Below are 25892 nucleotides of genomic sequence, written 5' to 3' on the forward strand. Positions count from 1 at the left end.
ATTGCACTAATTTCTAAGAAGTAATCTTTGGAAATTAGTGCAATTTTTTTTGAATTTAGTATTTTTTACTAAGTGTAATTGTTATATTTTAACTGTAGACAGGAAATTCTTTTATTCGATTATTTTTTCGATATAATCAGAATTTAAAAGATACAAAGCGCCCATATATCGTATTTGAAAAGCGACTAAGTCTCCAATTTTATAAGTCTTTTTAGAATTAGAAATATCGATAACCAACATATCAGAACTGGCATCTACAATGGTAATATCGGTATCATCAGATTCAATGTATTGTGGTTGCATGTCAAGCAAGCCAATATCTAAAATGGCTCTTAGCGAAGTAATTCCCAGATCAGTGACATCGTCCATTGAAAACGAATTTCCGGCTACATTCTCTCCTAATTCACCTGTTGGCGTATTTGGTTTTTCGGTAATTTCGATGATTTCAGCATATAATTTGAAAACATCATGGTGCATTCCTTCAATGGTATTTCCGGTAAACAAATCTTTCCCGAAGAAGAGCGCTTCTCCTATTCGAAAATGATTCACAGCCATTGGTCGGGCATTTTTGAGGAGTAACGGTATTGTAACCGAAGTTCCTCCCGAGACGAACGGAATACTGATGTCAAATTTGGCTTCAATTAATTGTTTGTATAAACTCAATTGAATCAGTTTATCCTGCGTTGGCATTACGCCACTGAGGCAATTAAAATTGGTTCCAATACCAGAGATTTCGATATTTGGCATTTTTAGAATTGTACCATAAAAATCTATTAATTCTTCGCCCATAACACCTTCACGAAGGTCGCCCATTTCAATCATTATGATGATTTTGTGCGTCTTATTTTGCTTAACCGCTTCTTCTGAAAGTAGTTGTATGGTATAGATTTCAGTATTAAAACTAATATCGGCATACTTAACAATGCTTTCAATACTTCGTTTTGCAGATGGTTTTATATAGACAGTTTGAATTTCCGGATCTAGTGCTTTAATTTTTTTCAAATTGCTCACTCTGGAATCATGAATTTCACGTACTCCTAAAGCGATGATTTCTTTGAGGTAAATTTTATTTCCGCACAGCAGTTTTGAAACTACACCCCATTCAATATTTCTGGATTTAAATGTTTCATCTAAAAACTGATAATTTTCCTGTAATTTTTTTCGATATAATTTTATAAAAGCCATTATTCTATGATTTTACGTGGAATTGCTTTAGAAATCCGAGTTAATAATTCGTAATTGAGTTGGTTACTGAAATCACTGAATGAAGCTACAGATACGGAAAGCTCTTTTTGTGTACCTATCAGTATCACTTCATCCTCTTTTTTTGGCATGTCAATATCAGTAATGTCGACAGTCATCATGTTCATGTTTACGGAACCCACCACAACACAGCGTTGTCCATGAATAAGAACACGACCTTGGTTACTCAATGAGCGACTGTATCCGTGGCAGTAGCCAATGGGGATAACAGCGATTTTCATTTTTCTTTTAGCCATAAAACTGGTTCCATACCCAATGAAATCACCAATATTTACTTTTTTTATGCTCATAATAGCACTTTTCCAAGTGATAACGCGCTGTAATGGATCGGTTTTATTCTTTTTAGAATTGAGATACGTTACAAATACTTCGGGACTGGACCACAATCCGTATTGCATTATTCCGACGCGGACCATATCCATTCTGGTTTGCGGAAACATTATTGATGCTGCGGAACAAGCAGAATGTCTGATTTGTGGCTTCAGGTCATTTTTACAAAAAATGGCATAAATTTCTTCAAACTTCTTGATTTGTTGATCCACTCTGTAATAATTAGCGATACTTTCGGCACCAGCATAATGCGTGCAAAGCCCTTTGAAAGTAAGATATTGATCTTCTTTTTTTAATATAGCAATAATAGTATTCAGTTCGTTTTTGTCAAAACCGGTTCGGTTCATGCCGGTTTCGACTTCAATATGCAAAATTGCTTTTTTATCGAGTTTTTTAGCCGTTTTCAGAGCTTTATTCAGTCGGCTTTTATCAAAAACAAAGAATTCAATATCATTTTGGATTACCCATTCCATGTCTTCATCCTGAACAAGTCCCATAACCATGATAGTTGCTTTATCCTTTAATGTATTTTTTACAACTTTAGCTTCTTGAACATCAAAAACAGAAAAATGAGTTACGCCACATTGAAAAGCCATAGAAACAAACTCCTGTACCCCATGACCATATGCATTTCCTTTTACGACAGAGGAAACCAATACTTTTTTTCCGAAAGTCTTTTTTAGAAAATCGATGTTGTTTTGGTATGCAGAGCGATTAAGCTCTATGAGTGAATTAGTGTGCATTTGTTATTTGTTTGCTGATTTGATGAAAAATGGATACTCCGGTTGCAATAATTTCATCTGGAAAATCATAATCAGGATTATGCAATGCAGGAGTGTTTACTCCAGATCCTAGTCCAAACATGGCTCCGGGATAGTGTTGTGTGAACAAGCCAAAATCTTCACCCCAAGTAAACGGTTTTTCTTTTTCGAATAATTTAAAACCATTAATCTTTGCCGCTTTTTTGATGAATGTTACAGCATTTTTGTCATTCTCATTGGCCTGAAAACTTTGGGTCCAACTGGTTTTGCACTTCAGCTGATGTTCTTTTGCGATTGTTTTGGCTAAATTTTCTAAACCGAGTTCAATCTTTTTCTTTTGCAAATTGCTGTCACTTCGTACTGTAAAATGAATTTCTCCTGCACCAGCTGATACACCATACGCTTTTTTGCCGATTTTAGTATAAATGTGGGTAATTAGGCAATAGTTTTCTTTTGTAATATCGGTCTGAATAATAGCATTAAATTGATTGATAATAGCGGCTATTGCCAAGGCAGGGTTTATTCCTTTTTCGGGTTCACCGGCATGAGCTGTTTTGCCTTTTAATTTTATAATAATGCTGTTTACAGCGCAGGTAAAAGTTTTGTTTTTTACTACAATTTGATGTCTTGGAAATCCCGGCAAATTATGAAGTGCAAAGACGTAATCGGGTTGGATAAAAGTAAATTTGGGATCCGATAATACTTTTTGAGCACCACTGCCGTCTTCTTCAGCGGGTTGAAATAATAAAATAACAGCTCCTGATTCCGGTTTGTTCTGATGCAATTCAGCAGCTAAACCACAGAGAATTGCCATGTGACCATCGTGACCGCATTTATGTGAAACTCCATTATTTAGGGAACGATGTTCGAAAATATTAGTTTCTTCAATAGGCAAAGCATCTAATTCGCATCGAAATAACACTGTTTTTCCGGCTTTTTTACCTTTGTAAATTGCAATGACACCAGTTGTACCTACTTCGGTAATCAATTCATCAGGTTGATAATTTTCGAGAAAAGAAAGGATGCGTTTAGACGTTTCAATTTCTTTACCGGAAACCTCGGGATGCTGGTGTAGCTCTTTTCGCAACTCCACAATTGAATTAATAGACTGGTTTGAATTTTCCATTTTTGGATTATTTGATAAGACGCATTTCCAGATATTTATTGGTAAAACCTAAGCTTTCATATAGTTTTTTGGCAGGATTATCCGGTTCCACATGCAATGCTATATTTCCTTCGGCAATTGATATGGCTTTTTGCATCAACTGTTTTCCAAATCCTTTTCCGCGTTGACTGTTGTCCACGGCAATGTATACCAAAATATTTTCGGGAATAAAATCTTTCATTCCTGTGTTGTTCAAGATCACGAGACCTACTATTTTTTGTTCTTCGATTCCCACTACAATATTTCCACCTTTGTCAGGATTCATGACATAATCAATACATTTTTGAATGTCTTCAACAGTGTCGCCGTATTGTTCTAAATGGGTATACAGGAAGAGCGCGATAATTTGATTGGTATATATTGCATCTTCTCCGCTAGTGTCATTAATTTGTTTGAAGTCCATTTTGTCTTTCTTTTTTGTTAAAATGATAAAGTGATATGATAATGAATAAAATCAGTGAAATACTTATCCCGTAAAGGTTTGCGTCTAAGTGTTCCGGAAGTTTTATTCCTAAAGGAAGTTTATTCTCCGAAACAATCAATAGAATCGTGGTTGCACCGCCAAAAAGCATGCTCCAAAAAGCTGCTATTGGATGGCTTTTTTTCCAAAACAAAGCCCCTATTACCGGAACAAATAGTCCTGAAACCATGAAAGCGTAGGAGTAAAGCATCAGTTCTAATACATTTTGCATTTGGGACGCAATTAAAATAGCAAGAAAACCTACGACTAAAGTGACCGCTTGTGAGAGTCGAAGCTCCTTTTTATGACTCAGTTCTTTTTTAGAAAACTTAGCAATTATATCAGTAACAATATTTCCTGAAGCCGCCATCAAGCAACTGTCTGCTGTAGAAAGTATTGCCGAAAAATAGGAGGAAAGCATCAATCCCATTAATCCAACAGGAAGTATTGTGGCCAGTAAAATAGGCAATCCCATTTCACTATCCATATTTGCGGCATCAGTAATACCATCAAACATTCCGTTGGTAGCAGCAACTTTTGCCAGCATTCCCAGAATCACTCCCATGAATGCCATTATAGGCCATTCAAAAACACCGGCAATCAGCCACGCTTTTTTAGCTTCTTTTTCACCCTTGCTGGCATAAATTCGTTGGTATAAAGTCATTCCTACAAACCAAATAGGAATAATGGTTATGGACCAGTTTAGAATCTGATACCATTTGACATTAGTCAGCGATAAATATTCAGGTGATAAGGTAGTTTTGATTGCATCATAACCTCCCACGGCAGTGTAAGCAATAGGAATTGCTATTAAAACCAATCCTCCAATTAAGACTAACCATTGGATCGTATCGGTATAAATGACAGCTTTTAGTCCTCCAATAGCGGTATAAATTACTGCGATAAGACCCATGACTATTAGCGCAGTTTGTAAATCAAGTCCTTTTATGGTTGCCGAAGCTAATTTGGCTCCTGCCAAAACCTGAGAACTCGTAAATCCGATGTATCCAATTGCTGAAATAATTCCAGCCAGCAGCGCAACTTTAGCATTATAAAAATGATCAAATATTTGCGGGAAAGTAAAAAACTTGTATTTGTGTCCTAATGCGCTTACTTTTGGAATAAGAAAAACGGCACTCAACCAAGCGCCCAGCAGTCCGGTGAACAGCATCCATGAACCTGATATTCCCATTGTAAAACCAAGTCCACCCAAACCTATTGAGAATCCACCACCAACATCAGTGGCAACAACTGATAAACCAATGTGCCAGCTACTCATATTTCTGCCACTTACGTAAAAATCTTCAGCGGTTTTATTTTTGTTAAAAAAGTAAACACCAACGCCTAACATGGCCAACATATAAACAATAAAGATTGTATAATCTATTATGTGCATATTATTAATTTTCGATTATTTAATAGCCTGTAAATGGAATTTTTCCAAAAGGCAAAAGGTGCAGTAAACTGCAAAAAAAGATGATTTTTTCAGAATTTTTTCTGAAATAAGGGATCTTAATTTTGGGTTAAAAGTGCACAAAAAGAGACTTTAAAAACCACAAAAAATAATTTGGTATTTTACAAATATAAGGCAAATTATCTTAAAACAGCTCTTAAAATGGGTAAAATAAACTTTTTGTAACGAAAAACGATCCTTTTGTGGTTTTTTTTTGTAAATAATTCAAGGCAAAGACAAAGGATTATCTGGCAGAAATAGTTGCTAATTTGAATACATAAATGAATAAATTATTGGTGTGAAAGCGTTGAATAATGAGCTATTATAAAGAGCGTAAATAGCTATTTTTTCATCTTATCAAAGTCTATATGTGAATTTTAAAAAAGTAGAAATAAGGATACTATATTCAGTGAGATTTTTTATCTTTAAAAACTATTTTAATTCAAAAAATTCATGAAAAAACTACTTAGTATTTCTCTTTTTTTTATTGGTGCAGTTCTGTTTGCCCAAGACAATAAAGCCAATTATGTTTCGGAAAATTACACTAAAAAAGAAGTGCATATAAAGATGCGCGATGGTGCAGAATTATTTACATCAATTTACACTCCCAAAGACGTTTCTAAAAAATACCCGATTATCATGCAAAGGACGCCTTATAATTCCGGTCCATATGGAGAAGGTCAGCTCAAAAGAAGTATTTCTCCAAGCGAAACCATGATGAAAGAAGGATATATCGTAGTATATCAGGATGTTCGAGGAAGATTTATGAGTGATGGATTATACGATAATATGCGTGGTTTTATTCCAAATAAAAAAGGAAAAAAAGATACCGATGAAGCTTCGGATACGTATGATACGATAGATTGGTTGGTCAAAAATGTGACGAATAACAACGGAAATGTTGGAACTTGGGGAATTTCATATCCAGGATTTTACGCTACGTATTCTTTGTTGAGCAATCATCCGGCTTTGAAAGCGGTTTCACCTCAAGCTTGTATTGCCGATTTCTTTTTTGATGATTTTCATCATAATGGAGCATACTTATTGAGCTATTGGAAAGTGACGCCATTATTTGGTCCACAAAAAACAAAGCGTACTACAGAACCTTGGTATAAATTCACGAATACAGGATCAAATGATGATTATCAGTTTTTCTTGGATGCAGGACCATTATCGAATCTAGATAAATATTATGGTAAAGACAATGAGTTTTGGCAACAGCTGAAAGATCATTCCAGTTATGATGATTTTTGGCAAAAACGTGGTATTTTACAACATTTAAAAAATATTAAACCAGCGGTAATGACCGTTGGAGGTTGGTTTGATGCCGAAGATTTATATGGTCCTTTGAATACATACAGTACAATAGAAAAAAGCAGCAAAAATTATAATACAATCGTTATGGGACCTTGGAGTCATGGTGATTGGGCTAGAAATTCAGCAAAACAAGTGATTGGTAATATTAATTTTGGAGACAGTATTTCAGGTTATTATCAAAAAAATATAGAAGCTAATTTCTTCCGTCATTTCTTAAAGAATAATGGTAAAGGTGAAAATAAATTACCTGAAGCCTATGTTTTTGACACCGGAAGAAAAGAGTGGAAGACCTATGAAAATTGGCCTCCTCAAAATACTGAAAAACAAGATTTCTTTTTGCAAGGAAATCAATTGACAAAAATGGCGAAACGAAATATTGCTTTTGAAGAATTCATCAGTGATCCTAAGAAACCGGTTCCTTATTCTGAAGATATCAAACAAGCAGGGCTTACGCCAAGGAAATACATGACGGATGATCAGCGTTTTGCAGCGAGAAGACCAGATGTGATTGTTTTTCAAACAGAAGTATTGCGCGATGACACCACATTAGCAGGAGAAATATTAGCCAAATTACAAGTTTCTACTACTGGAACAGATGCAGACTGGATTGTAAAAGTGGTTGACGTTTTTCCAAATGACGAGCCTGAGACTAAAGATGTTGCTCCTTATTTGAAAATGAGTAATTATCACATGATGGTACGCAGTGAGGTTATGAGAGGGCGTTTCAGAAACAGTTTTTCAAAACCGGAAGCATTTGTAGCAAACGAAAAAACAGCAGTAAATATTAAATTACAAGATGTTTTGCATACATTCAAAAAAGGACATAAAATCCAGATTCAAGTTCAAAGTACGTGGTTTCCTTTTATTGATTTGAATCCACAGACGTTTGTTGATAATATTTTTTATGCTAAACCCGAAGATTTTCAGAAACAAACACATAGAATTTATAATGATTCAAAAATTGAGTTTACTATTTTAAAATAGATAATTTCTTTACTTGCTTAAAGCATTCGATTATATTTAAAAACAAAATCCCAATCTTTTTTAAAGATTGGGATTTTGTTTTTAAAGGATATTGACTAAAACTAGTCTGGCAAAAAATGTTTCTTAAAGATGTTATTTCTTGTCTAAAGATAATTGGACAGACTGAATAAAATCATCCTTTTTTAAGTGACTGCAGAGCAAAAAAAGCTCTCTGAAGTGCAGAGAGTTAATTGATGTTAAGATGATTTACAAAAATTCACCATGTTGAGAAATATCTAAACCTAATTCTTCTTTTTCTTCACTTACACGAAGTGGAGTAATTTTATTTACAATAAAGAAAAGGAAATAGGAACCTACAAAAGCAAATATGGAAACAATTATTAAAGCAGTTAATTGGTTGATAAATAATGTGGCATCTCCAAAGATTAATCCTTGATTATCACCAACAACTGAGTTGATTGATTTTGAAGCAAATACTCCAGTTAAAAGCATTCCAACCATTCCGCCCACACCATGACAAGCGAATACATCTAGAGCATCATCGATTTTTCCTTTGTGGAAACTTCTAACCACTAAATTACTAACGATACTAGCAAAAACTCCTATGAACATTCCGTGTGGAATACTTACAAATCCTGCGGCAGGAGTGATGGCCACTAAACCTACTACCACACCGATACAAGCTCCCATTGCAGAAAGTTTATGACCTAGAATTTTGTCAAGAAATACCCAAGCCATTCCCGCTGCTGCAGCTGCAACAGTAGTAGTCCCAAGCGCTTGAACTGCTAATCCGTTAGAACCTAATGCAGATCCGGCATTGAAACCAAACCATCCAAACCATAATAAACCAGTTCCTAATAATACATAAGTTATACGGGCAGGATTAGGTTTTTGTGCTTTTCTTTTTCCTAAAAAAATAGCTCCGGCTAATGCAGCCCATCCAGCACTCATGTGCACGACTGTTCCACCTGCGAAATCGAGTACTCCCATTTTAAAGAAAATGCCATCTGGATGCCAAGTCATGTGCGCTAGAGGTGTATAAACAAGTAATATGAATAAAACCATAAATAATAAGTATGCCCAAAAACGAATTCTTTCTGCAAATGCTCCAGTAATTAACGCTGGGGTAATGATGGCAAATTTTGCTTGAAATAAAGCAAATAACATAAAAGGGATTGTAGGAGCAAGACTCCATGCAGTATTTGTACCTACACCTTGAAAAAATAAATTCGGGATAGGATTTCCTATAACACCTCCAATTGTAGGACCAAATGATAATCCAAAAGCGATAACAACCCATAAAATGGTCACAATTATCATGGCCATAAAACTTTGAAGCATGGTACTGATAACATTTTTTTTTCCTACCATTCCACCATAAAAGAAACCTAAACCAGGAGTCATTATTAATACAAGTGCTGTAGCAACAATCATCCAAGCGGTATCGCCAGTGTCAAATTTTACAGCTTCTGCCGGAGCAGGGCTATCTGTTAGAAAATAATTTGAAAAAAGGGTTAATACCAAGATTGTGATTAATATCACACTTAAAATAATTTTTCTCATTGTTTTTAGTTTTAAATTTCGATAAAAATATAAAAATCATCAATAACCCCCTTTAAAAAAGTTAGTGAATGTTTTATTTTTATGATTTAAACAATGTCACCCCCTTTTTATTGTGGGTATTTTATAATTTGAAGATAAAATTTGTAATTTGTTAAAGTTAGGTTAAAGGAATGTTATGTTTTGATGCCTAAAACTGCCTTATGACCGAAAAATTAAGAATTCTATTCTGATTTGTCGCCGTCTTTTGTAATGACAAAAGAGATTAAACTAAAAAAGGCACTAATTGCATGGATTGCAATTAGTGCCTTTAAATTATAAATGTTATGGTTATTTCAATGTTTGTTGGCTTAATATTTTATAAACCTCATTGATGTTGTTTCCACCTTTTCCAAATTGTTTCACAATTGGATTATTATCATTGTTTAACCAAATTTTTAATTCGGCATCCAAATCTAATATTCCGGCACTTTCTTTAGAGAATTTCTTAATGCTGGAATAGGGAATAGACATATAATCAACTTTACTTCCAACCAATTGCTTTTCGACTAAAATCAGTCTTTTATTGGTGAAAATAAACATATCACGAATAAGCTTATACGCTTTTTCAATTTTTTCTCCATCAATTAAGATAGGCTCAAATTCATTCGAAACATTTTCAATATTTACTTCAGATGCATTGCCTAAAATGGCGTTAAATAGTCCCATTGTATTAATTTATTTTTGATTGTATTTTGTTTTATATCGGTCATTCAGCTTTGTTTGATGTGTTTCCAGACTAATCATTCTCCCTTGGATAAAGGCATTAGTTAATTTATTGGTTCTCATATCTAAAGCATCGCCTTCAGAAACAAATAATGTAGCATCTTTTCCTTGCTCTAATGTACCACATTGTGCATCAATTCCCAATATTTTAGCAGTATTAGATGTAATTAGTTGCAGCGCTTTTTCTTTGTCCATTCCGTAAGCAGCACATGTTCCTGCTAAAAATGGTAAATTTCTAGTATTCATTCTTTCATGGGCACCGCTATTTTCTAAACCTACAAGAACACCTTTCTCAGTTAATAATTTTGCTGCTTTGTATGGTAGATCAATATCATGATCATCATTTTCTGGCATGTCATGAACTCTTCTTAGCAAGACTCCAATGTTATTTTTTCGCAATAATTCAGCAGTTTTATGCGCTTCATATCCGCCTACAATCACCATTTTTTTAATACCGTTTTCTCTGGCAAATTGCACCGCATCGATGATTTGTTTTTCTTCATTGGCATGAATAAATAGCGTTTGGCTTCCGTCGTACAAACCTTTTGTAGATTCTAAAACTAAATTTCGCTCTTTCGAACTATCGCCTAAATACGCTTTTGCATTAGATAAAAATCCAGATAATTCTAGAACTTGCTTCGCGTATTCTTTATTTGCTTCTATACTTCCTGGTTCTGCCCACCATCCACTTCTTTTAAAGGTGGATGGGAAATTTACATGAATTCCGTCATTTTCTTTTATAATTGCATCTTTCCAATGCCAAGCATCCAGCTGAACAATTGAGGAAGATCCAGAAATCACTCCGCCTCTTGGTGTTATTTGAGCCATTAAAATACCGTTTGGTCTTACTGTTTCTATTACTTTCGAATCAGCGGTATAAGCAACAATACTTCTTACATTTGGATTCATTGTTCCAATTTCATCTTCGTCATCCGAGGATTTTACGGCATCAATTTCAACTAAACCTAATGTTGAGTTAGGTGCAATAAATCCCGGATACACGTGTTTTCCGCTGGCGTCAATTGTGACATCGTATGTGCCTGCAGCTAATCGGATTACTCTGGCATCCGTAACCAAAGTGATTTTTCCGTCCACAAATCCTATTGCACTATTCTCGATTATTTCACCGTTACCCAAGTGTGCTGTAGCATTAAGGATTAAAACAGATTTTGATTGCTTTGCGGCAGGCGTTTGTTGTGCCTGTGTTAGTATCGATATACTAAAGGCCACTATTAAAAGATATATTTTTTTACTAATCATGTTTATAGGTTTTTTAGAATTGCTTTGCTTTATTACAAAAGCACGGTTTTTGAAATTTAAATTCATTAGATTATTCTTCTAAAGTATCGCAATGATATTCTTTCTTCTCCGTTTTTTTAGGTTCTTGCGTGGTCATGCCTTTATTTTTTTCTTGCAATAACTGCCCTATTAGCTCACTTCTTTCTTTAGCAATTGCTACTCTTTGCGCTTCATCTTTTTGAGCATCGTAATACACAACACCTTCAATTAAGGTTTTTTCAGCTTTGGCATAAATTGATAACGGATTGGCATTCCATAGTACAATGTCCGCATCTTTGCCCACTTTTATGCTTCCTACTTTATCATCAATATGTAATAATTTAGCAGGATTCAAAGTCACAAATTTCCATGCATCTTCTTCAGAAATATTTCCGTATTTTACTGCTTTAGCCGCTTCTTGATTCAATCTTCTAGACATCTCAGCATCATCAGAGTTATAGGCCACTACGATTCCGGCAGTATGCATTATTGGTCCATTGAAAGGAATGGCATCATTCACTTCAAATTTATAAGCCCACCAATCCGAGAAAGTAGAGGCTCCAACACCGTGTTCTTTCATTTTATCGGCAACTTTGTAACCTTCAAGAATGTGAGTATAGGTATTCACTCTGAAATCAAATTTTTCAGCAACATTCATCAACATCAAGATTTCAGATTGCACATAAGAATGACAAGATATGAAACGTTCTTTGTTTAATATTTCGGCTAATGTTTGTAGTTCTAGATCTACTCTTGGCGCATTTCCTTTTCCTTTTTTACTGCCAGAATTGTATACTTTCCAAGCTAAGTCATATTCTTTGGCACGTTGAAAATAATCAGTAAAAACTTGTTCAACACCCATTCTGGTTTGTGGAAAACGAGTAGGGCTTACATTCCCCCAATTGGATTGTTTAACATTTTCACCTAAAGCGAATTTGATGAATCCGGGTTGGTTTTTATATAACATTTCTTCTGCAGGTGCTCCCCATTTCCATTTTACAATTGCGGAACGTCCACCGATTGGATTGGCTGAACCGTGCAATAATTGAGATGTTGTTACTCCACCGGCCAAATCTCTATAAATATTAATGTCTTCTGAATTCACAACATCTTGTATCGTTACTTCGGCACTAGAGTTGTGTCCTCCTTCATTCACACCATTGGAAATGGCAATGTGCGAGTGCTCATCAATAATTCCGCTGGTCAAATGTTTTCCTTTAGCATCAACAATTGTTGCGGATGCATCAGCAATATTTTTCCCAACAGAAGCTATTTTTCCGTTTTTCACCAATACGTCTGTTTCTTCTAAAATACCGTCTTTTTCATTGGTCCAAACGGTAGCATTTTTAAAAAGTATTGTTTCTGCGGTAGGTTTCTTCAGGTTACCAAAAGCAACATTTGGAAACGTTGTTGGGATAATCATGTTGTTTTTTTTAATTTTAGAAGAATCAATCGCTTTTACAAATGGAGCCGTTTTCACTGCTGACCATTTCACTTCAGTACCATTGAATAAAACTGCTTTTCCAGATAGATTTTGTGTGTCTTCGATGTATCCAATTAATCTAGTGAAGCTCGTTTTAGTAGAATCATTAGGTTTTATTACGGTCGAAATCCAATTATTTGTCATCGTCAGTTTTGACTTGATTTTTTTAGAATCTACTGTTGTGATTTCTGATTTTGGTGCAGTAATCTCCCCATCAATTTTCCATTTATATTTTTCAGCGTTAATAGTTAAATCATAATTTCCACGGATGTCCTTCGTTGCAATATCGTTGACAACAAATTTGTTTCCTTGAACCCAGTTTTCGTACAACACTGTTTTTTCTTCAAAAATTTCTCCGGATGTAATCACAAAATTGGCTAAACTTCCTGTTTTCAAAGTTCCCATTTCATTGCTTTTTCCTAAAAGAGCAGCAGGAATGGTAGTCAATGCTTCTAACGCTTTTGTTTTATCAAAACCATATTTTATGGCTCTCAAAAGATTGGGTCTAAAATCCTCCATCTTCTTTAATTTGTCTGTCGTCAATGCGAAAACAATTCCATTATCCGATAAAACTTTAAGGTTGGTCGGCGCTTGGTTCCAAAAACGCAAATCTTTCAATTCCATTTGGTTCGCTTGGTTCGGGTCGGAAACATCATACGCCTCGGGGAAATTGATTGGAATAATAAAATTCGAATTCGTTTTTTTGATTTCCTCAATGCGTTCAAATTCATTTCCGTTTCCTTTTAAAACATAATTTAAACCAAATTCTTTCGCAATTTTGGACGCTCTTAAACTGTTTAATTTGTCTTCAGAAGCAAATATTTGCACTAACTTTTCATTATTTGCCATGGCTTCTAATGATAAATCTTTGGTAGCTGAATTTCCTTTTTTGTACCAGTCTAAATCATAATACATTTGGCGTAATAATGCCATCATTCCCATTAATGAACTTGGATACGATTGGTTTGTAGTTACACTTTTAGTAAATGCAAAATGATTGGTCACTTTATCGGATAGCAATTGACTCTTTTTTTCAAAATTATTCAAAGCGATTAAAGTTCCTGATCCGCGGGCAATTCCATCTGGGATGTGAGTTCCCACAACACCAAATCCGGCTTTCAATAATTCTTCCGCTTTAGTTTGGTCGTATTTAAATGCTTCGTAGGCATTCACTTCGGAACGAATGCTTTCATTCCAATAAAAACCGGATCTTTTCGTATCGTATAAAGGGTTTCTTTCGGTAATTCCTTTTGGTTTTTCGATTCCAAAACTGGTGTAAATGTCAATAAAAGAAGGATATATGGATCTTCCCTCTAAGTTGATTGTCGTGCAATTTTTAGGAATTGAAATATTAGTACCAACACCAATTACTTTTCCGTTTTGAATCAGTAATATACCTTTTTCAACAACTTGTGTTGGTGTTACATAGATTTTTGCATTGGTAAATGCAGTAAAATTGCTGGTTTTGTTTTGAACACTTTCGTTATTCGGAAAGTATTCCTGTGCGTAGGTTTTTGGCAGTAAAAAACTAAAAAAGAGTAGGAGTAAGATTTTTTTCATAGTGTGGTTTCTAATTATTTTCTAAAAGTAGAAAAATGCTTATAGTATACCTTCAATTTTTTAAATTTTAACATTTAGGTTTTTGCGAAAAATGTACCATAATGGACTGTAATACGTAGTATTTGAAGTTTATTTTGATGAAATTTTAGTTATTCACTATTTTATTGGAATTTGTGTAGGATTTATAATAATAATAAGAAAAGTTTTCTCTAATTTTAGAATCAAATAAAATCAGATGCTAGTTAAAGTTTTTGGAAGTGCAGTTTTTGGAGTCGAAGCCACAACGATAACTGTGGAAGTTAATATTGATAAAGGGATTGGTTATCATTTAGTTGGCTTGCCGGATAACGCCATTAAAGAAAGCAGTTATCGGATTGCAGCAGCACTTAAAAATAATGGGTATGCCATGCCAGGAAAAAAAATTACCATCAATATGGCTCCTGCTGATTTGCGCAAAGAAGGTTCTGCGTATGATCTGACTTTAACGATTGGAATTTTGGTAGCTTCCGGACAAATCAATGCAGAAGATGTTGATAAATATATCATTATGGGAGAACTTTCCCTTGATGGCAGCCTTCAGCCGATACGAGGTGCTCTACCCATTGCCATTAAAGCCAAAGAAGAAGGTTTTAAAGGTTTTTTTCTTCCAAAACAAAATGTGAAAGAAGCTGCAATTGTTGCCGGATTGGATGTTTATGGAATTGAAAATGTACAGGAAGTAATCGATTTTCTGGAAGGAAAAGGAACGCTAGAACCAACAACAATAGACACGCGAGCTGAATTTTATAAAACATTAGATTTTCCCGAATTCGATTTCTCGGATGTGAAAGGACAGGAGAGTATCAAGCGTTGCATGGAAATTGCCGCCGCCGGAGGGCACAATATTATCTTGATTGGACCGCCGGGAGCAGGTAAGACCATGCTTGCCAAACGTTTACCGAGTATTTTGCCGCCGATGACGTTGCGTGAAGCACTAGAAACCACCAAAATTCACAGCGTTGCCGGAAAATTGAAGGAAGTCGGTTTGATGAATCAACGTCCGTTTCGCAGTCCGCATCATACCATTTCAAATGTCGCATTAGTCGGAGGAGGAAGTTATCCACAACCTGGTGAAATTTCTATGGCGCACAACGGTGTTTTATTTCTGGATGAGTTGCCGGAATTTAAGAGAGACGTTCTCGAAGTGATGCGTCAACCGCTGGAAGATCGAGAAGTGACAATTTCCAGAGCTAAATTTACGGTTACCTATCCGTCCTCGTTTATGCTGGTGGCGAGTATGAATCCAAGTCCAAGTGGTTTTTTTAACGATCCAGATTCGCCACAAACTTCTTCACCACACGAAATGCAGCGGTATTTGAGTAAGATTTCGGGACCTTTATTGGATAGAATTGACATTCACATCGAAGTGACTCCAGTTCCTTTCGAAAAATTATCGGATGATCAAAAAGCAGAAAGCAGTGTTGATATTCGGAAAAGAGTAACTGCTGCAAGAGAAATTCAAACCGAACGCTTTGAGCAAATGGAAAACATCCATTATAATGCACAAATGAATACCAAACACATTCGGGAATATTGTGCCTTGGACGATGTTTCCAAGCAATTATTGAAAACTGCGATGGAAAGATTGAATCTCTCGGCGCGTGCGTATGACCGAATTCTTAAAGTAGCCAGAACAATCGCTGATCTTGATGCCGCTCCAATAGTGGTTTCCAGTCATATTGCCGAAGCGATTCAGTATAGAAGTTTGGATCGTGATGGTTGGTTGGGGTAGTGGCTAACTGTATTATCCTGCAAGGTTTTCAAAACCTTGTAGGTATATTTGAAATATTTAGAATACCTACAAGGTCAAAAATAGACCTTGCAGGAATGAGAAGGACAATTACGCTTTAATTGGAATGGACACGGATTATAAATCGCGCTATTGGGTTTGGGTTAAAATTGATTTCAGATGTTTTACGGCTGCAAAATTGAGAATAGGATTGCACTAGAGCGAGAAAAGAGAAAAGTATAGAAATAAATACGTCAAAAAAGAGAATTCGATAGAAATCTCTTTTATTTTTGCCATATGTTAGAAATTCTTTACCACGACGAATATATTATTGCAATTAATAAACCAAGTGGATTGTTAGTCCACAAATCGTTTTACGCGCGAGATGCAAAAGTTTATGCGATTCAAGAATTAAGAAATCAAATAGGAGGGCAACACGTTTATCCTATTCATCGGTTAGATCGCAAAACATCTGGTGTCTTGTTATTTGCGTTGGATAAGGATGTTTTAAAAATTATGAATGATCGTTTTGCCACACGCGAAGTCGAAAAAAAATATTTAGCCATTTTACGTGGTTGGTCACCCGAAGAACTAACGATTGATTACGATTTAACCAACGATGATGGCATTATACAAAATGCAATAACCTACTTTCATCGATTGCAATCTACCGAAATTGAGTTAGAATTTAACAATAAACCAACGTCACGATATTGTTTGGTAGAAGCGATTCCTGAAACGGGACGTATGCATCAATTACGAAAACATTTTAAACATATTTTTCATCCCATTTTAGGAAGCCGACCACATGGTTGTAATAAACAAAATAAATTATGGTTGGAGCATTTTGAACTGAAAGGAATGATGCTTCATGCGCATCAGTTAATTTTTAATCATCCAATAACAAATGAACCACTTATCTTGAATGCAAAGATTAATGAAGAGTTTAGCAGAGTAGGTACTATTCTTAATCTGGATTTGAATACCTATGAATAGAATACTAATTTGTAAAGTATTGCCTTAAATTATTGTTGTATTTGTAAACAACAGTTTTCAGTATAAAGAAGAGCAGATTTCAGATTTTTTATTAATTCTTGAGACATTTAGGGAAAAAGTCAGGAGACTTTTATATCGTTTTCGATTTTTAAGAATATTTAAATTAAAAACTCAAAGTCAGAGACTTTGCGTAGCGGCTGATCGTTTTGCCACACGCGAAGTCGAAAAAAAATATTTAGCCATTTTACGTGGTTGGTCACCCGAAGAACTAACGATTGATTACGATTTAACCAACGATGATGGCATTATACAAAATGCAATAACCTACTTTCATCGATTGCAATCTACCGAAATTGAGTTAGAATTTAACAATAAACCAACGTCACGATATTGTTTGGTAGAAGCGATTCCTGAAACGGGACGTATGCATCAATTACGAAAACATTTTAAACATATTTTTCATCCCATTTTAGGAAGCCGACCACATGGTTGTAATAAACAAAATAAATTATGGTTGGAGCATTTTGAACTGAAAGGAATGATGCTTCATGCGCATCAGTTAATTTTTAATCATCCAATAACAAATGAACCACTTATCTTGAATGCAAAGATTAATGAAGAGTTTAGCAGAGTAGGTACTATTCTTAATCTGGATTTGAATACCTATGAATAGAATACTAATTTGTAAAGTAATACTTTACATTATTGTTGTTTTTGGAAACAAAAGTTTTCAGTATAAAGAAGAGCAGATTTCAGATTTTTGATTAATTCTTGAGACATTTAGGGAAAAAGTCAGGAGACTTTTATATCGTTTTCGATTTTTAAGAATATTTAAATTAAAAACTCAAAGTCAGAGACTTTGCGTAGCGGGGTTTTCAGTATAAAGAAGAATAGATTTCAGATTTTTGATTACAGATTTTTAACCTCTGCGAAAATCGATACTGCGATTGCTAGCGCGAGCGTCCCGCTCGTGCCTATTACAAATTTATAGTGATTTACTTTTATTAGTGTACACGAACGGGACACAGGCTTAAGCGGGGCTCTTGCCGTATTTTTAGGTTTTATCAATAAAATTATGTTTTGTTTCAATTGTTTTTGGGTTCATAATTATAGTTACTATCATTCCTGTAATTATAAGTAATAATAAAAACTGTTTGAATTCAAACTCTCTTTTTCCTAATACAATTTCTAAAAAATATATTGTAAAAGTTGCAAGTACATAAGGTAATCTGGCTCGTTCTATATTATACCATTTGTATAGTTGTATTGAAAGAATATAAATTCCAAACTGACTCAAAGCATACAAAACAAATATCCATATATCTTTAAAATCAAAATGAAGGTTCTCTCCATTTATATATAATAACACTAGACCAAATACTAAATTACTCAAACTAAATACATTACTTAGTACTATAATATTTTCTTTTCCAGCAGAGTTTTTCATAAAAATATAACCCAATGCTATTAAAATAATACTTGTAAATGCATAAATATAACCCATTGAGTTTTCATTATAAAAATTACCGGAAAAAGTAATATAACTCACTATAATTATCGTCCAAATAGATAACCAAAATTGCAAACTAGATTTTTTATTTTCGCTGTGATTAGAGAATAATGCAACCAAAACCAATAAAAAAGGAATGTCTAATTGTCCTAGTAATGCAATGGTTGATGCGTTTAGAAAAGCAAATGAAGCTGTATAAAAATAAGAAGCAAAACCACTTGTGAAAAAACGAAAAATTTGAGTTTTCTTATTTTGAGGAATGAGTTTATATCCTTTTATTTTTGATACAATTATTCCAATTGATAAACAGATTATTCCTCGATAAATCATATTTTCAGAAGTTGAATAACCTCTGTTTGACATTTCTTTTATGGTATAAATATATGATGAAGTGGAAAGAATTACTAAAATAAAAATTCCCAATTTTAAAATACTTTTCTTTTTCATTTTTATAGAAAATATTCAAAAGAATTGCAATTATCAATTTTTTTTGGAAACAGTTTAAATCCAACACTTTGTAAAAGTATTATTGATAAAACATTTTCCTTTCTTGTCGTTTTTACTATCATTTTTAAATTTTACGTGGTTTGCTTAGTATGTCTCAAAAAATCATACAAAGCCACCCGATTTAGTGTAGATATGTATGACAGCGGTCATACTATTTATTTCAAATATATTCATTTTTTCTTACAAATCATCTAGCTATTGTAGATTCATAATATAAATTTGCAAAATGGTATTATGAAAGTAAAAACGCTCTCAATAGCCCCGATTACTTCACTTAGCTTTTATTTTAAGAGGAGTTCAGTGAACTACGTTTGAAATGAAAAACCTTCTTAGAGCTGCTGTTCAGCCCTAAGAAGGTTTGTAATGTATAGCGGGAAATACGTTCTAAAAAAACGAAATCGTTCTGCTCCTAAAAAAGAATAAAATTTATTATCTGTTAGAACGTCTGTCATTATTTTGACTCGGACGTCTTGGACCGAAACTGTTGTTGCTGGTACGGTTTGTAGTGTCTGTTTTTGGTTTACGCGGAGTTGAATCGCGTTGTTGTCTTCCTTGCCCTTGTTTAATTGGTTCTTTGGAAGCGTTAGGATCGGGTTCGAAACCTTTGATATTTTCTTTAGGCAATTTCAAACCAACTAATTTTTCGATATCACGCAAAAAGACCGTTTCATCCGGACTGAATAACGAAATAGCTTCACCATTAGCACCAGCTCTTCCTGTACGACCAATTCTGTGAACGTAATCTTCAGGAATGTTAGGCAATTCAAAATTGACCACATGCGGTAACAATGGAATATCCAGACCTCTGGCAGCAATATCGGTAGCGACTAATGCGGTCAGGCTTCCGTCTTTGAAACCCGCCAAGGCTTTGGTTCGTGCGCCCTGACCTTTATTTCCGTGAATGGCTGCTGCTTTGATTCCGGCACTAATCATGCTTTCCGTCAGTTTATTAGCACCTTGTTTGGTACGGGTGAAAACCAAAATCTGTTTCCAGTTTCCTTCGGTAATCAATTTAATTATTAATTCAGTTTTTTTCTCTTTGGCAACAGGATATATTATTTGAGTAATAGCATCCACAGTTGTGTTTTCCGGGGTTGCTTCTACATGAACGGGATGGTGCAAAATGCCCATCGCCAATTTCTTAATGTCTGTTGAGAAGGTTGCCGAAAACATTAAGTTTTGTCTTTTTGTTGGCAATACTTTTATAATGCGCTCAATGTCACGCACGAAACCCATGTCCAGCATACGGTCTGCTTCATCTAAAACTAAGATTTCAACTTTTGCAAGTGATATTAAACCTTGGTTTTGCAAATCGATTAATCGACCTGGAGTGGCGACTAAAATATCGACACCCTGACGCAATTGTGTTACCTGAGGATTCTGATTTACACCACCAAAAATAACGGTGCTTTTTAAGTCTAAAAATACACTGTATTCCTTGATGTTGGCTAATATTTGCGCGGCTAATTCTCTTGTTGGTGTCAATATTAAGGCGCGAATAGGTCTTTGTCGCAATTGTTGACCTTGTGATAATATTTGTAAAATAGGTAGTGTAAAACCGGCTGTTTTTCCTGTTCCTGTTTGTGCAGATGCCAAAACATCTTTACCTTCTAATATTGGGGGAATTGCTTTTTGTTGTATTGGAGAGGGAGTTGTGTACCCTTTTTTGCTGATGGCTTTTAGTAAAGCATCAGATAAACCTAATGAGTTAAATGACATAAATGGTGTTTATAAAGTAAACACTATTGTTTAGGTTACTTTTTTAATTGGGCGCAAAGGTACAGTTAATTTTCCGATGTGCTTTTGATTGCCGCGATTTGTTTAAATGTAAGCACAAAAAAAATCGGGAATATATCCCGATTTTTAAATTCTTATTGCTTTTTGATTTATCTTATTTCTGCAAAAGTATCACCTTGAGTAATGTCTCCTGATTTATACCCTTTCAAAAACCAAGCTTTTCGTTGAGCCGAAGTTCCGTGTGTAAAGGATTCGGGAACAATGTGTCCTTGAATTTTAGCTTGAATCGCATCATCACCAACCGCATGTGCCGCACTTAAAGCTTCGTCGATATCACCTTCTTCCAAGAAATTATTCATCTTTTGATTGTAATGCGTCCAAACGCCCGCATAAAAATCAGCTTGTAATTCTAAAGCAACTGATAATTTATTGGCTTCGGCCTGGCTTTTACCTTGTTGCATCTGTCTCATTTTAGCGGAAGTTCCTAACAAGGTTTGTACGTGGTGTCCAATTTCGTGAGCAATTACGTAAGCTGTAGCAAAATCGCCTCCTTGCGCACCAAATTTAGTTTTCAGTTCCTCAAAAAATGTTAAATCCATGTATACTTTTTGGTCAGCCGGACAATAAAAAGGTCCTGAAGCCGATGTAGCATTTCCGCACTCTGTTTCTACAGCCTGGGTAAACAATCTTAATTTTGGTCTTATATATTCCATGTTATTCTCCTGAAATATTTTTCCCCAAACATCCTCCGTATCTACTAATATAGCTTCTATGAATTTGCCTTCTTCAATTTCGGCGGCGGTTAGGTCTCTTTGTTCAGTAGGAGCGCTATTTCCTTGATTCATTTGTTCTAAAATTGGCGTAAGCATTTGGACATTTTCTCCACCAAAAGTGTTTAGTAACAAGATAATTATCCCAATAATTCCACCTCCTACAATTGTTTTTCCTCCAGAGGACATCCCTCTTCGGTCTTCTACATTATCACTTTGACGTCTGCCACTCCATTTCATAATCTGTTATTTTTTAATTGTTAATAAACCTTTGTACTACAAAATTACTTTATTTTTAAGTATTATTATACTTTTCAAATTTAGGTCAATGTACCCATTTCAGAAATGTTTCTTCAATAATTCCTTTGATAATTGGTTTTGGAATGTAATCACTCATTCCTGCATTAAGACATTTTTCCTTTTCTTCTTTTTCCGTACCGGCAGTTATTGCAATTATAGGTACGTTCTGTCCTGATTTTAAATTCCGAATGATTTCTGTCGCTTCATAACCATTCATGACAGGCATTTGGATGTCCATAAAAATAATATCAGGGTGAATTGTTTCAAATTGTTCTATTGCTAACTGACCGTTTAGTGCTTCATAAATTGTGGTAGGTACGGGCAAATTTTTAATGATTGTTTTCAGCAGTAACATATTCACTTTGTTATCCTCCACAATTAATACAGTAACTTTTTTAGCTTGATGATTAGTTTGGACTGCTATTTTGTTATTAGAATCAAAATCAGTGTCGTTTAAACTGAACGTTTTCGGAGCTTCATCGCTTGTCTTTAGTGTTAAATCAAAATAAAAAGTGCTGCCTAAATCTATTGTACTGTCTAATTGCAAATGACTGTTCATTAATCCTAATAATTGGTTCGAAATCGTTAATCCCAGTCCAGTACCACCAAATTTTCTTGTTGTGGAACTGTCTTCCTGTGAGAATGCTTTAAATATTTTCTTTTTGTTTTGTTCTAATATTCCAATTCCGGTATCGATAACCGCAAAGCGAATAGTAGCTTTGAAATCATCTATTTTCTCTATCACTGACACCTCTAATTTTATTGCGCCTCTTTCTGTAAATTTTACGGCATTCGCCAATAAATTAATCAAAATCTGTTTCAATCGAACGCTATCCAGCCATAAATATTTTGGTGTATCTGCTGCAATATTGAGTTCCAGTTTTAAATTTTTTTGATTGGATTCGTATAAAATTAAGTCGATTACTTGAGCAAGCATTTCATTGATATCATATTTTTCAATGTACAAATCCAGTTTTCCGGCTTCAATTTTGGAGAAATCCAGAATATCATTAATAATGTCCAGCAAGGAGTGTGCCGATTGGCTGATGGTCGTCATATATTTTTCCTGTGTCACTCCAAGATTAGTTTTCATCAATAAATCAGTAAAACCAATAATCCCGTTTAGAGGCGTTCTAATCTCATGACTCATATTAGCCAGGAATTCTGATTTTGCTTTGTTGGCAGCTTCGGCTAATTCTTTCTCTTGTACTACGGTTTCGGCTTGCTTTCTCTCGGTAATGTCAATAAAAATTCCTTCTAAAAAAACAATTTTTCCATCTTTGTATATGGTATCGCCAAATTCTTCTACCCAAACCACGCGATTGTCTTTATGAATAATTCGGAACGTTAAGTGGATAGGGATTTTACGGTCAATCGCATTTTTTTGAGCAGCAATAGCGTTCACTTTATCTTCGGGATGGATTAAATCTATGAAAGATAAGTGGTGATTTAGGAATTCTGATTTGGGGTATCCAGTAAGTTTTTCAATTTCATCATTGATGTAAATTTTAGTATTATTTTCATCGTAGTTCGATAAATATACCGTTCCGGGAATATTATTAGCCAATAATCTAAATTTTTCTTCACTTTCATAAATTGCGGTCTCGTTTGTAATACGTTCAATAGATGACGCAATATTACTGGCTAATGTTTGTAAAATATTCACCTCATCTTCAGACCAGGCTCTTTCGTTTTGTGTGTCGTCAAACCCTAAAAATCCGTGAAATTTATTTTTAACGAAAATTGGAAATAAGATAATTGAAATTACATCTACATTAATTAATTTGTTTCGAAGCGATAGATTTTCAATTTTCGGAATTATTGCTTTATAGATTTTGTTATTCAAAAGCGGTGTTAGTAGCTCTTCAAAAAAATCATGCGGTAAGTTTTGAAGTTTAATATTGTTCTCTGTCAATTTAATATTGTTGATAATCCATCGGTATTTTTGACTGATTAATCCCGTATTTGCATCGTTTTCATAGTAATATGCACGATGTGATTTGGTCGCTTGTCCCATAATAATAAGGACATCCGAGAAAATATCGTTGAAGTCATTACTGTTCAAAAATTTCTCCGTACAAAGCGCCATAGCAGACAAAAGTTCGCTTTTATATTCTAATTTCTTTTCAGTTTCATAGCGACTTTGTGAAATCATGGTCAGCGAGATAATATCAGAGATTGATCTTGCAAAATTAATGTCTTCATTATCCCAATTTATTTTTGATTTGGTAGCCTCAAGACACAACACGCCAATGAGTTCCCCATTAATAAAAAATGGAATATCAAGTATTGACTTTATATCATACTCTAAAAAATAATTTTCAGTGAATTCTGACAGTCCATATTTGCTGAATACGTCAGGAGCACAAATTTGTTTTCTGCTTTTTATCAGTTCAAAATAAATTGGGTAATTTTCTTTTTTAAGAACAACGCCTCTACTGAAAGAATTAGCTTCTAATTCATATTGGTTTTCACATGTTAAGATGTCATTGGCATATTTCCAATAACTTACACGATTGCATCTGGTAACTCTAGCAGCGGATTCTAGGATTTGCATTACACTAACATCTAGATTTTTGTAGTTGCTAAAGTTAGTTGTTGATAATCGTTTAATCGTTTCGTTGTATTTTTCTATTTTTTCCTGCCTTGCTTTATTTTCAATTTCTATATTTTTAAACTTAGTTATATCTCGAGCAATCCCGGAATAAGCAACTATTTTTCCAAAATCATTTCTACGAATAATCACTTTCTGTGAAACCCATAATTCTTCTCCGTTCTCTTTTAGTAAAGGAAATTCAATACTTGGAAAGTAATTTTCATTTTCCAACAAATTTTGATAAAAATCTCTGATACTGCTAACATAATCTTTCCGAATAAAATCAGAGTAATGTCGATTTATTAATTCCTCATTTTCATAACCCAGCAATTTAATTGTAAAGTCATTCACAAATATAAAATTTCCAATAGTATCGACTTCATAAATAAGATCGATTGCATTTTGAATTAGATATTTATACTGATTTTGAATTTGAATTTCATTGGTTACATCCTGTCCAATTCCAATTATCAAATCATTCGAAAATTTCTTATCGTTCCATTGGATGTGTTTGAATTCACCATTTTTACATTTCAGTTTTCGAATAAATATATGATCGTCTTTAAATGTTTTATGGTATTCTTCACCAAAAAATTCGCTGTCTTCAGTGACTTTCCAATACCCTAATCCCATAACTTCCTCCACAGAATAACCTAAAATTGTTTTTACATTTTCACTGCAAAATACAATTTCCCCTTTTTTGTTAGTGGCCAGAATAAGCGAATTTCCTTTATTAATAATTTGATTGTTGAAACGCATTTCAATTTCAAGATTCAGTAACGAAATATAATGAATATAGTTGATAATCAATATTATGGTTGAAAAGGTGGCAAGCGCAATGCTAGTTTCTATAGGGACCAATTCTAATAAAAAAATAACCAAAAAGAATGTAAAGACTGCGGTTACGAAAAACCAATATAGTTTTGTAGGTTTTAAAATGTTGTATGAAAAGAAAAAGCAAACTATAAAACCTACAATAGGAATTGTATCTGTTGGAGAATAAATCAGATTTCTAGAAATAAAAACAAAGTAGAAAAGAAATAAACTGATGAATATTTCTTTAATATGTTTAAAAATAATGGCATATTTAGTGCTTAGCATGTAGAGAATTAGCAGAAATAAACCAATAGTACAGTTAGCTAACATTAAACTTTTAGGTCTAATTTTAAAAATCTCAAAGATGATTTCAATTGATGGAATTATGATACCTAGAAAAAGAAGATACAGTTGGTATTCTTTATTTTTTAAAACGGTGTCCCTACCATTTTCTAATAGCTTACTCTTTAAAGTTGATTTTATTTTATATACTTCATAGATTATGAACACAAA

The 25892-nt window shown here is 34.3% G+C and carries 18 protein-coding genes; 5 read left to right on the top strand and 13 right to left on the bottom strand.

Annotation, left to right across the window (positions count from 1 at the left end; all coding sequences use genetic code 11):
* Nucleotides 1-111 precede the first annotated feature (111 nt).
* The 5 genes from AC0J6S_RS11820 to AC0J6S_RS11840 are packed head-to-tail and all read right to left on the bottom strand — an operon-like array spanning nucleotide 112 to nucleotide 5375.
* On the bottom strand, nucleotides 112-1185 hold the full coding sequence (locus tag AC0J6S_RS11820; protein ID WP_474953993.1) for an alanine/ornithine racemase family PLP-dependent enzyme: 1074 nt from the start codon (nucleotides 1183-1185) through the stop codon (nucleotides 112-114).
* Nucleotides 1185-2336: an alanine racemase gene (gene alr, locus AC0J6S_RS11825; protein WP_474953994.1), complete on the bottom strand. Its 1152-nt coding sequence runs from the start codon at nucleotides 2334-2336 to the stop codon at nucleotides 1185-1187. Before alr ends, AC0J6S_RS11820 begins: the two co-directional genes overlap by 1 nt.
* Nucleotides 2326-3480: an amidohydrolase gene (locus AC0J6S_RS11830; protein ID WP_474953995.1), complete on the bottom strand. Its 1155-nt coding sequence runs from the start codon at nucleotides 3478-3480 to the stop codon at nucleotides 2326-2328. The genes alr and AC0J6S_RS11830 overlap by 11 nt, the downstream gene beginning before the upstream one ends.
* 7 nt (nucleotides 3481-3487) lie before the next feature.
* The gene (locus tag AC0J6S_RS11835) at nucleotides 3488-3922 is read right to left on the bottom strand and encodes a GNAT family N-acetyltransferase (protein ID WP_474953996.1); all 435 of its coding nucleotides are present in this window, start codon (nucleotides 3920-3922) and stop codon (nucleotides 3488-3490) included.
* Complete coding sequence (locus AC0J6S_RS11840; protein ID WP_474953997.1) at nucleotides 3903-5375, bottom strand: sodium:solute symporter family protein; 1473 nt, start codon at nucleotides 5373-5375, stop codon at nucleotides 3903-3905. The genes AC0J6S_RS11835 and AC0J6S_RS11840 overlap by 20 nt, the downstream gene beginning before the upstream one ends.
* Before the next feature lie 510 nt (nucleotides 5376-5885).
* Between AC0J6S_RS11840 and AC0J6S_RS11845 the strand changes: the two genes are divergently transcribed.
* Entirely contained in the window at nucleotides 5886-7733 is a 1848-nt protein-coding gene (locus tag AC0J6S_RS11845) for a CocE/NonD family hydrolase (protein WP_474953998.1), read from the top strand.
* Nucleotides 7734-7979: 246 nt separating this feature from the next.
* Here AC0J6S_RS11845 and AC0J6S_RS11850 read toward each other — a convergent pair whose 3' ends face one another.
* The 4 genes from AC0J6S_RS11850 to AC0J6S_RS11865 form a co-directional block, all read right to left on the bottom strand.
* Nucleotides 7980-9296, bottom strand: coding sequence for an ammonium transporter (locus AC0J6S_RS11850; protein WP_474953999.1), 1317 nt, complete (start codon nucleotides 9294-9296; stop codon nucleotides 7980-7982).
* A gap of 327 nt (nucleotides 9297-9623) precedes the next feature.
* The gene (locus AC0J6S_RS11855) at nucleotides 9624-10001 is read right to left on the bottom strand and encodes a PH domain-containing protein (RefSeq protein ID WP_474954000.1); all 378 of its coding nucleotides are present in this window, start codon (nucleotides 9999-10001) and stop codon (nucleotides 9624-9626) included.
* Between the two features lie 9 nt (nucleotides 10002-10010).
* The gene (locus AC0J6S_RS11860; protein WP_474954001.1) at nucleotides 10011-11318 is read right to left on the bottom strand and encodes an amidohydrolase family protein; all 1308 of its coding nucleotides are present in this window, start codon (nucleotides 11316-11318) and stop codon (nucleotides 10011-10013) included.
* A gap of 70 nt (nucleotides 11319-11388) precedes the next feature.
* On the bottom strand, nucleotides 11389-14379 hold the full coding sequence (locus AC0J6S_RS11865) for an amidohydrolase family protein (protein ID WP_474954002.1): 2991 nt from the start codon (nucleotides 14377-14379) through the stop codon (nucleotides 11389-11391).
* Between the two features lie 235 nt (nucleotides 14380-14614).
* On the opposite strand from AC0J6S_RS11865, the gene AC0J6S_RS11870 reads away from it, so the two are divergent.
* From AC0J6S_RS11870 to AC0J6S_RS11880, 3 genes are all read left to right on the top strand, one after another.
* A complete protein-coding gene (locus AC0J6S_RS11870; RefSeq protein WP_196854383.1) occupies nucleotides 14615-16150 on the top strand; it encodes a YifB family Mg chelatase-like AAA ATPase in 1536 nt (511 codons plus the stop codon).
* A gap of 294 nt (nucleotides 16151-16444) precedes the next feature.
* A complete protein-coding gene (locus AC0J6S_RS11875) occupies nucleotides 16445-17143 on the top strand; it encodes a pseudouridine synthase (RefSeq protein ID WP_474954003.1) in 699 nt (232 codons plus the stop codon).
* 154 nt (nucleotides 17144-17297) lie between these two features.
* Nucleotides 17298-17816, top strand: coding sequence for a pseudouridine synthase (locus AC0J6S_RS11880; protein ID WP_474956359.1), 519 nt, complete (start codon nucleotides 17298-17300; stop codon nucleotides 17814-17816).
* A 381-nt stretch (nucleotides 17817-18197) separates the two neighbouring features.
* Here the strand turns inward: AC0J6S_RS11880 and AC0J6S_RS11885 are convergent, their stop codons facing one another.
* From AC0J6S_RS11885 to AC0J6S_RS11900, 4 genes are all read right to left on the bottom strand, one after another.
* On the bottom strand, nucleotides 18198-19100 hold the full coding sequence (locus tag AC0J6S_RS11885; RefSeq protein ID WP_474954004.1) for a hypothetical protein: 903 nt from the start codon (nucleotides 19098-19100) through the stop codon (nucleotides 18198-18200).
* Between the two features lie 489 nt (nucleotides 19101-19589).
* Entirely contained in the window at nucleotides 19590-20879 is a 1290-nt protein-coding gene (locus AC0J6S_RS11890) for a DEAD/DEAH box helicase (RefSeq protein ID WP_474954005.1), read from the bottom strand.
* A gap of 167 nt (nucleotides 20880-21046) precedes the next feature.
* A complete protein-coding gene (ypfJ, locus tag AC0J6S_RS11895) occupies nucleotides 21047-21907 on the bottom strand; it encodes a KPN_02809 family neutral zinc metallopeptidase (protein WP_474954006.1) in 861 nt (286 codons plus the stop codon).
* Nucleotides 21908-21992: 85 nt separating this feature from the next.
* Nucleotides 21993-25373: a PAS domain S-box protein gene (locus AC0J6S_RS11900; RefSeq protein WP_474954007.1), complete on the bottom strand. Its 3381-nt coding sequence runs from the start codon at nucleotides 25371-25373 to the stop codon at nucleotides 21993-21995.
* Nucleotides 25374-25377: 4 nt separating this feature from the next.
* On the opposite strand from AC0J6S_RS11900, the gene AC0J6S_RS11905 reads away from it, so the two are divergent.
* Nucleotides 25378-25566 (top strand): hypothetical protein, encoded by a 189-nt coding sequence (locus AC0J6S_RS11905; RefSeq protein ID WP_474954008.1) that lies wholly within the window; start codon nucleotides 25378-25380, stop codon nucleotides 25564-25566.
* Nucleotides 25567-25892: the final 326 nt, after the last annotated feature.

It is taken from the genome of Flavobacterium sp. TS_SC_5, assembly GCF_056156265.1.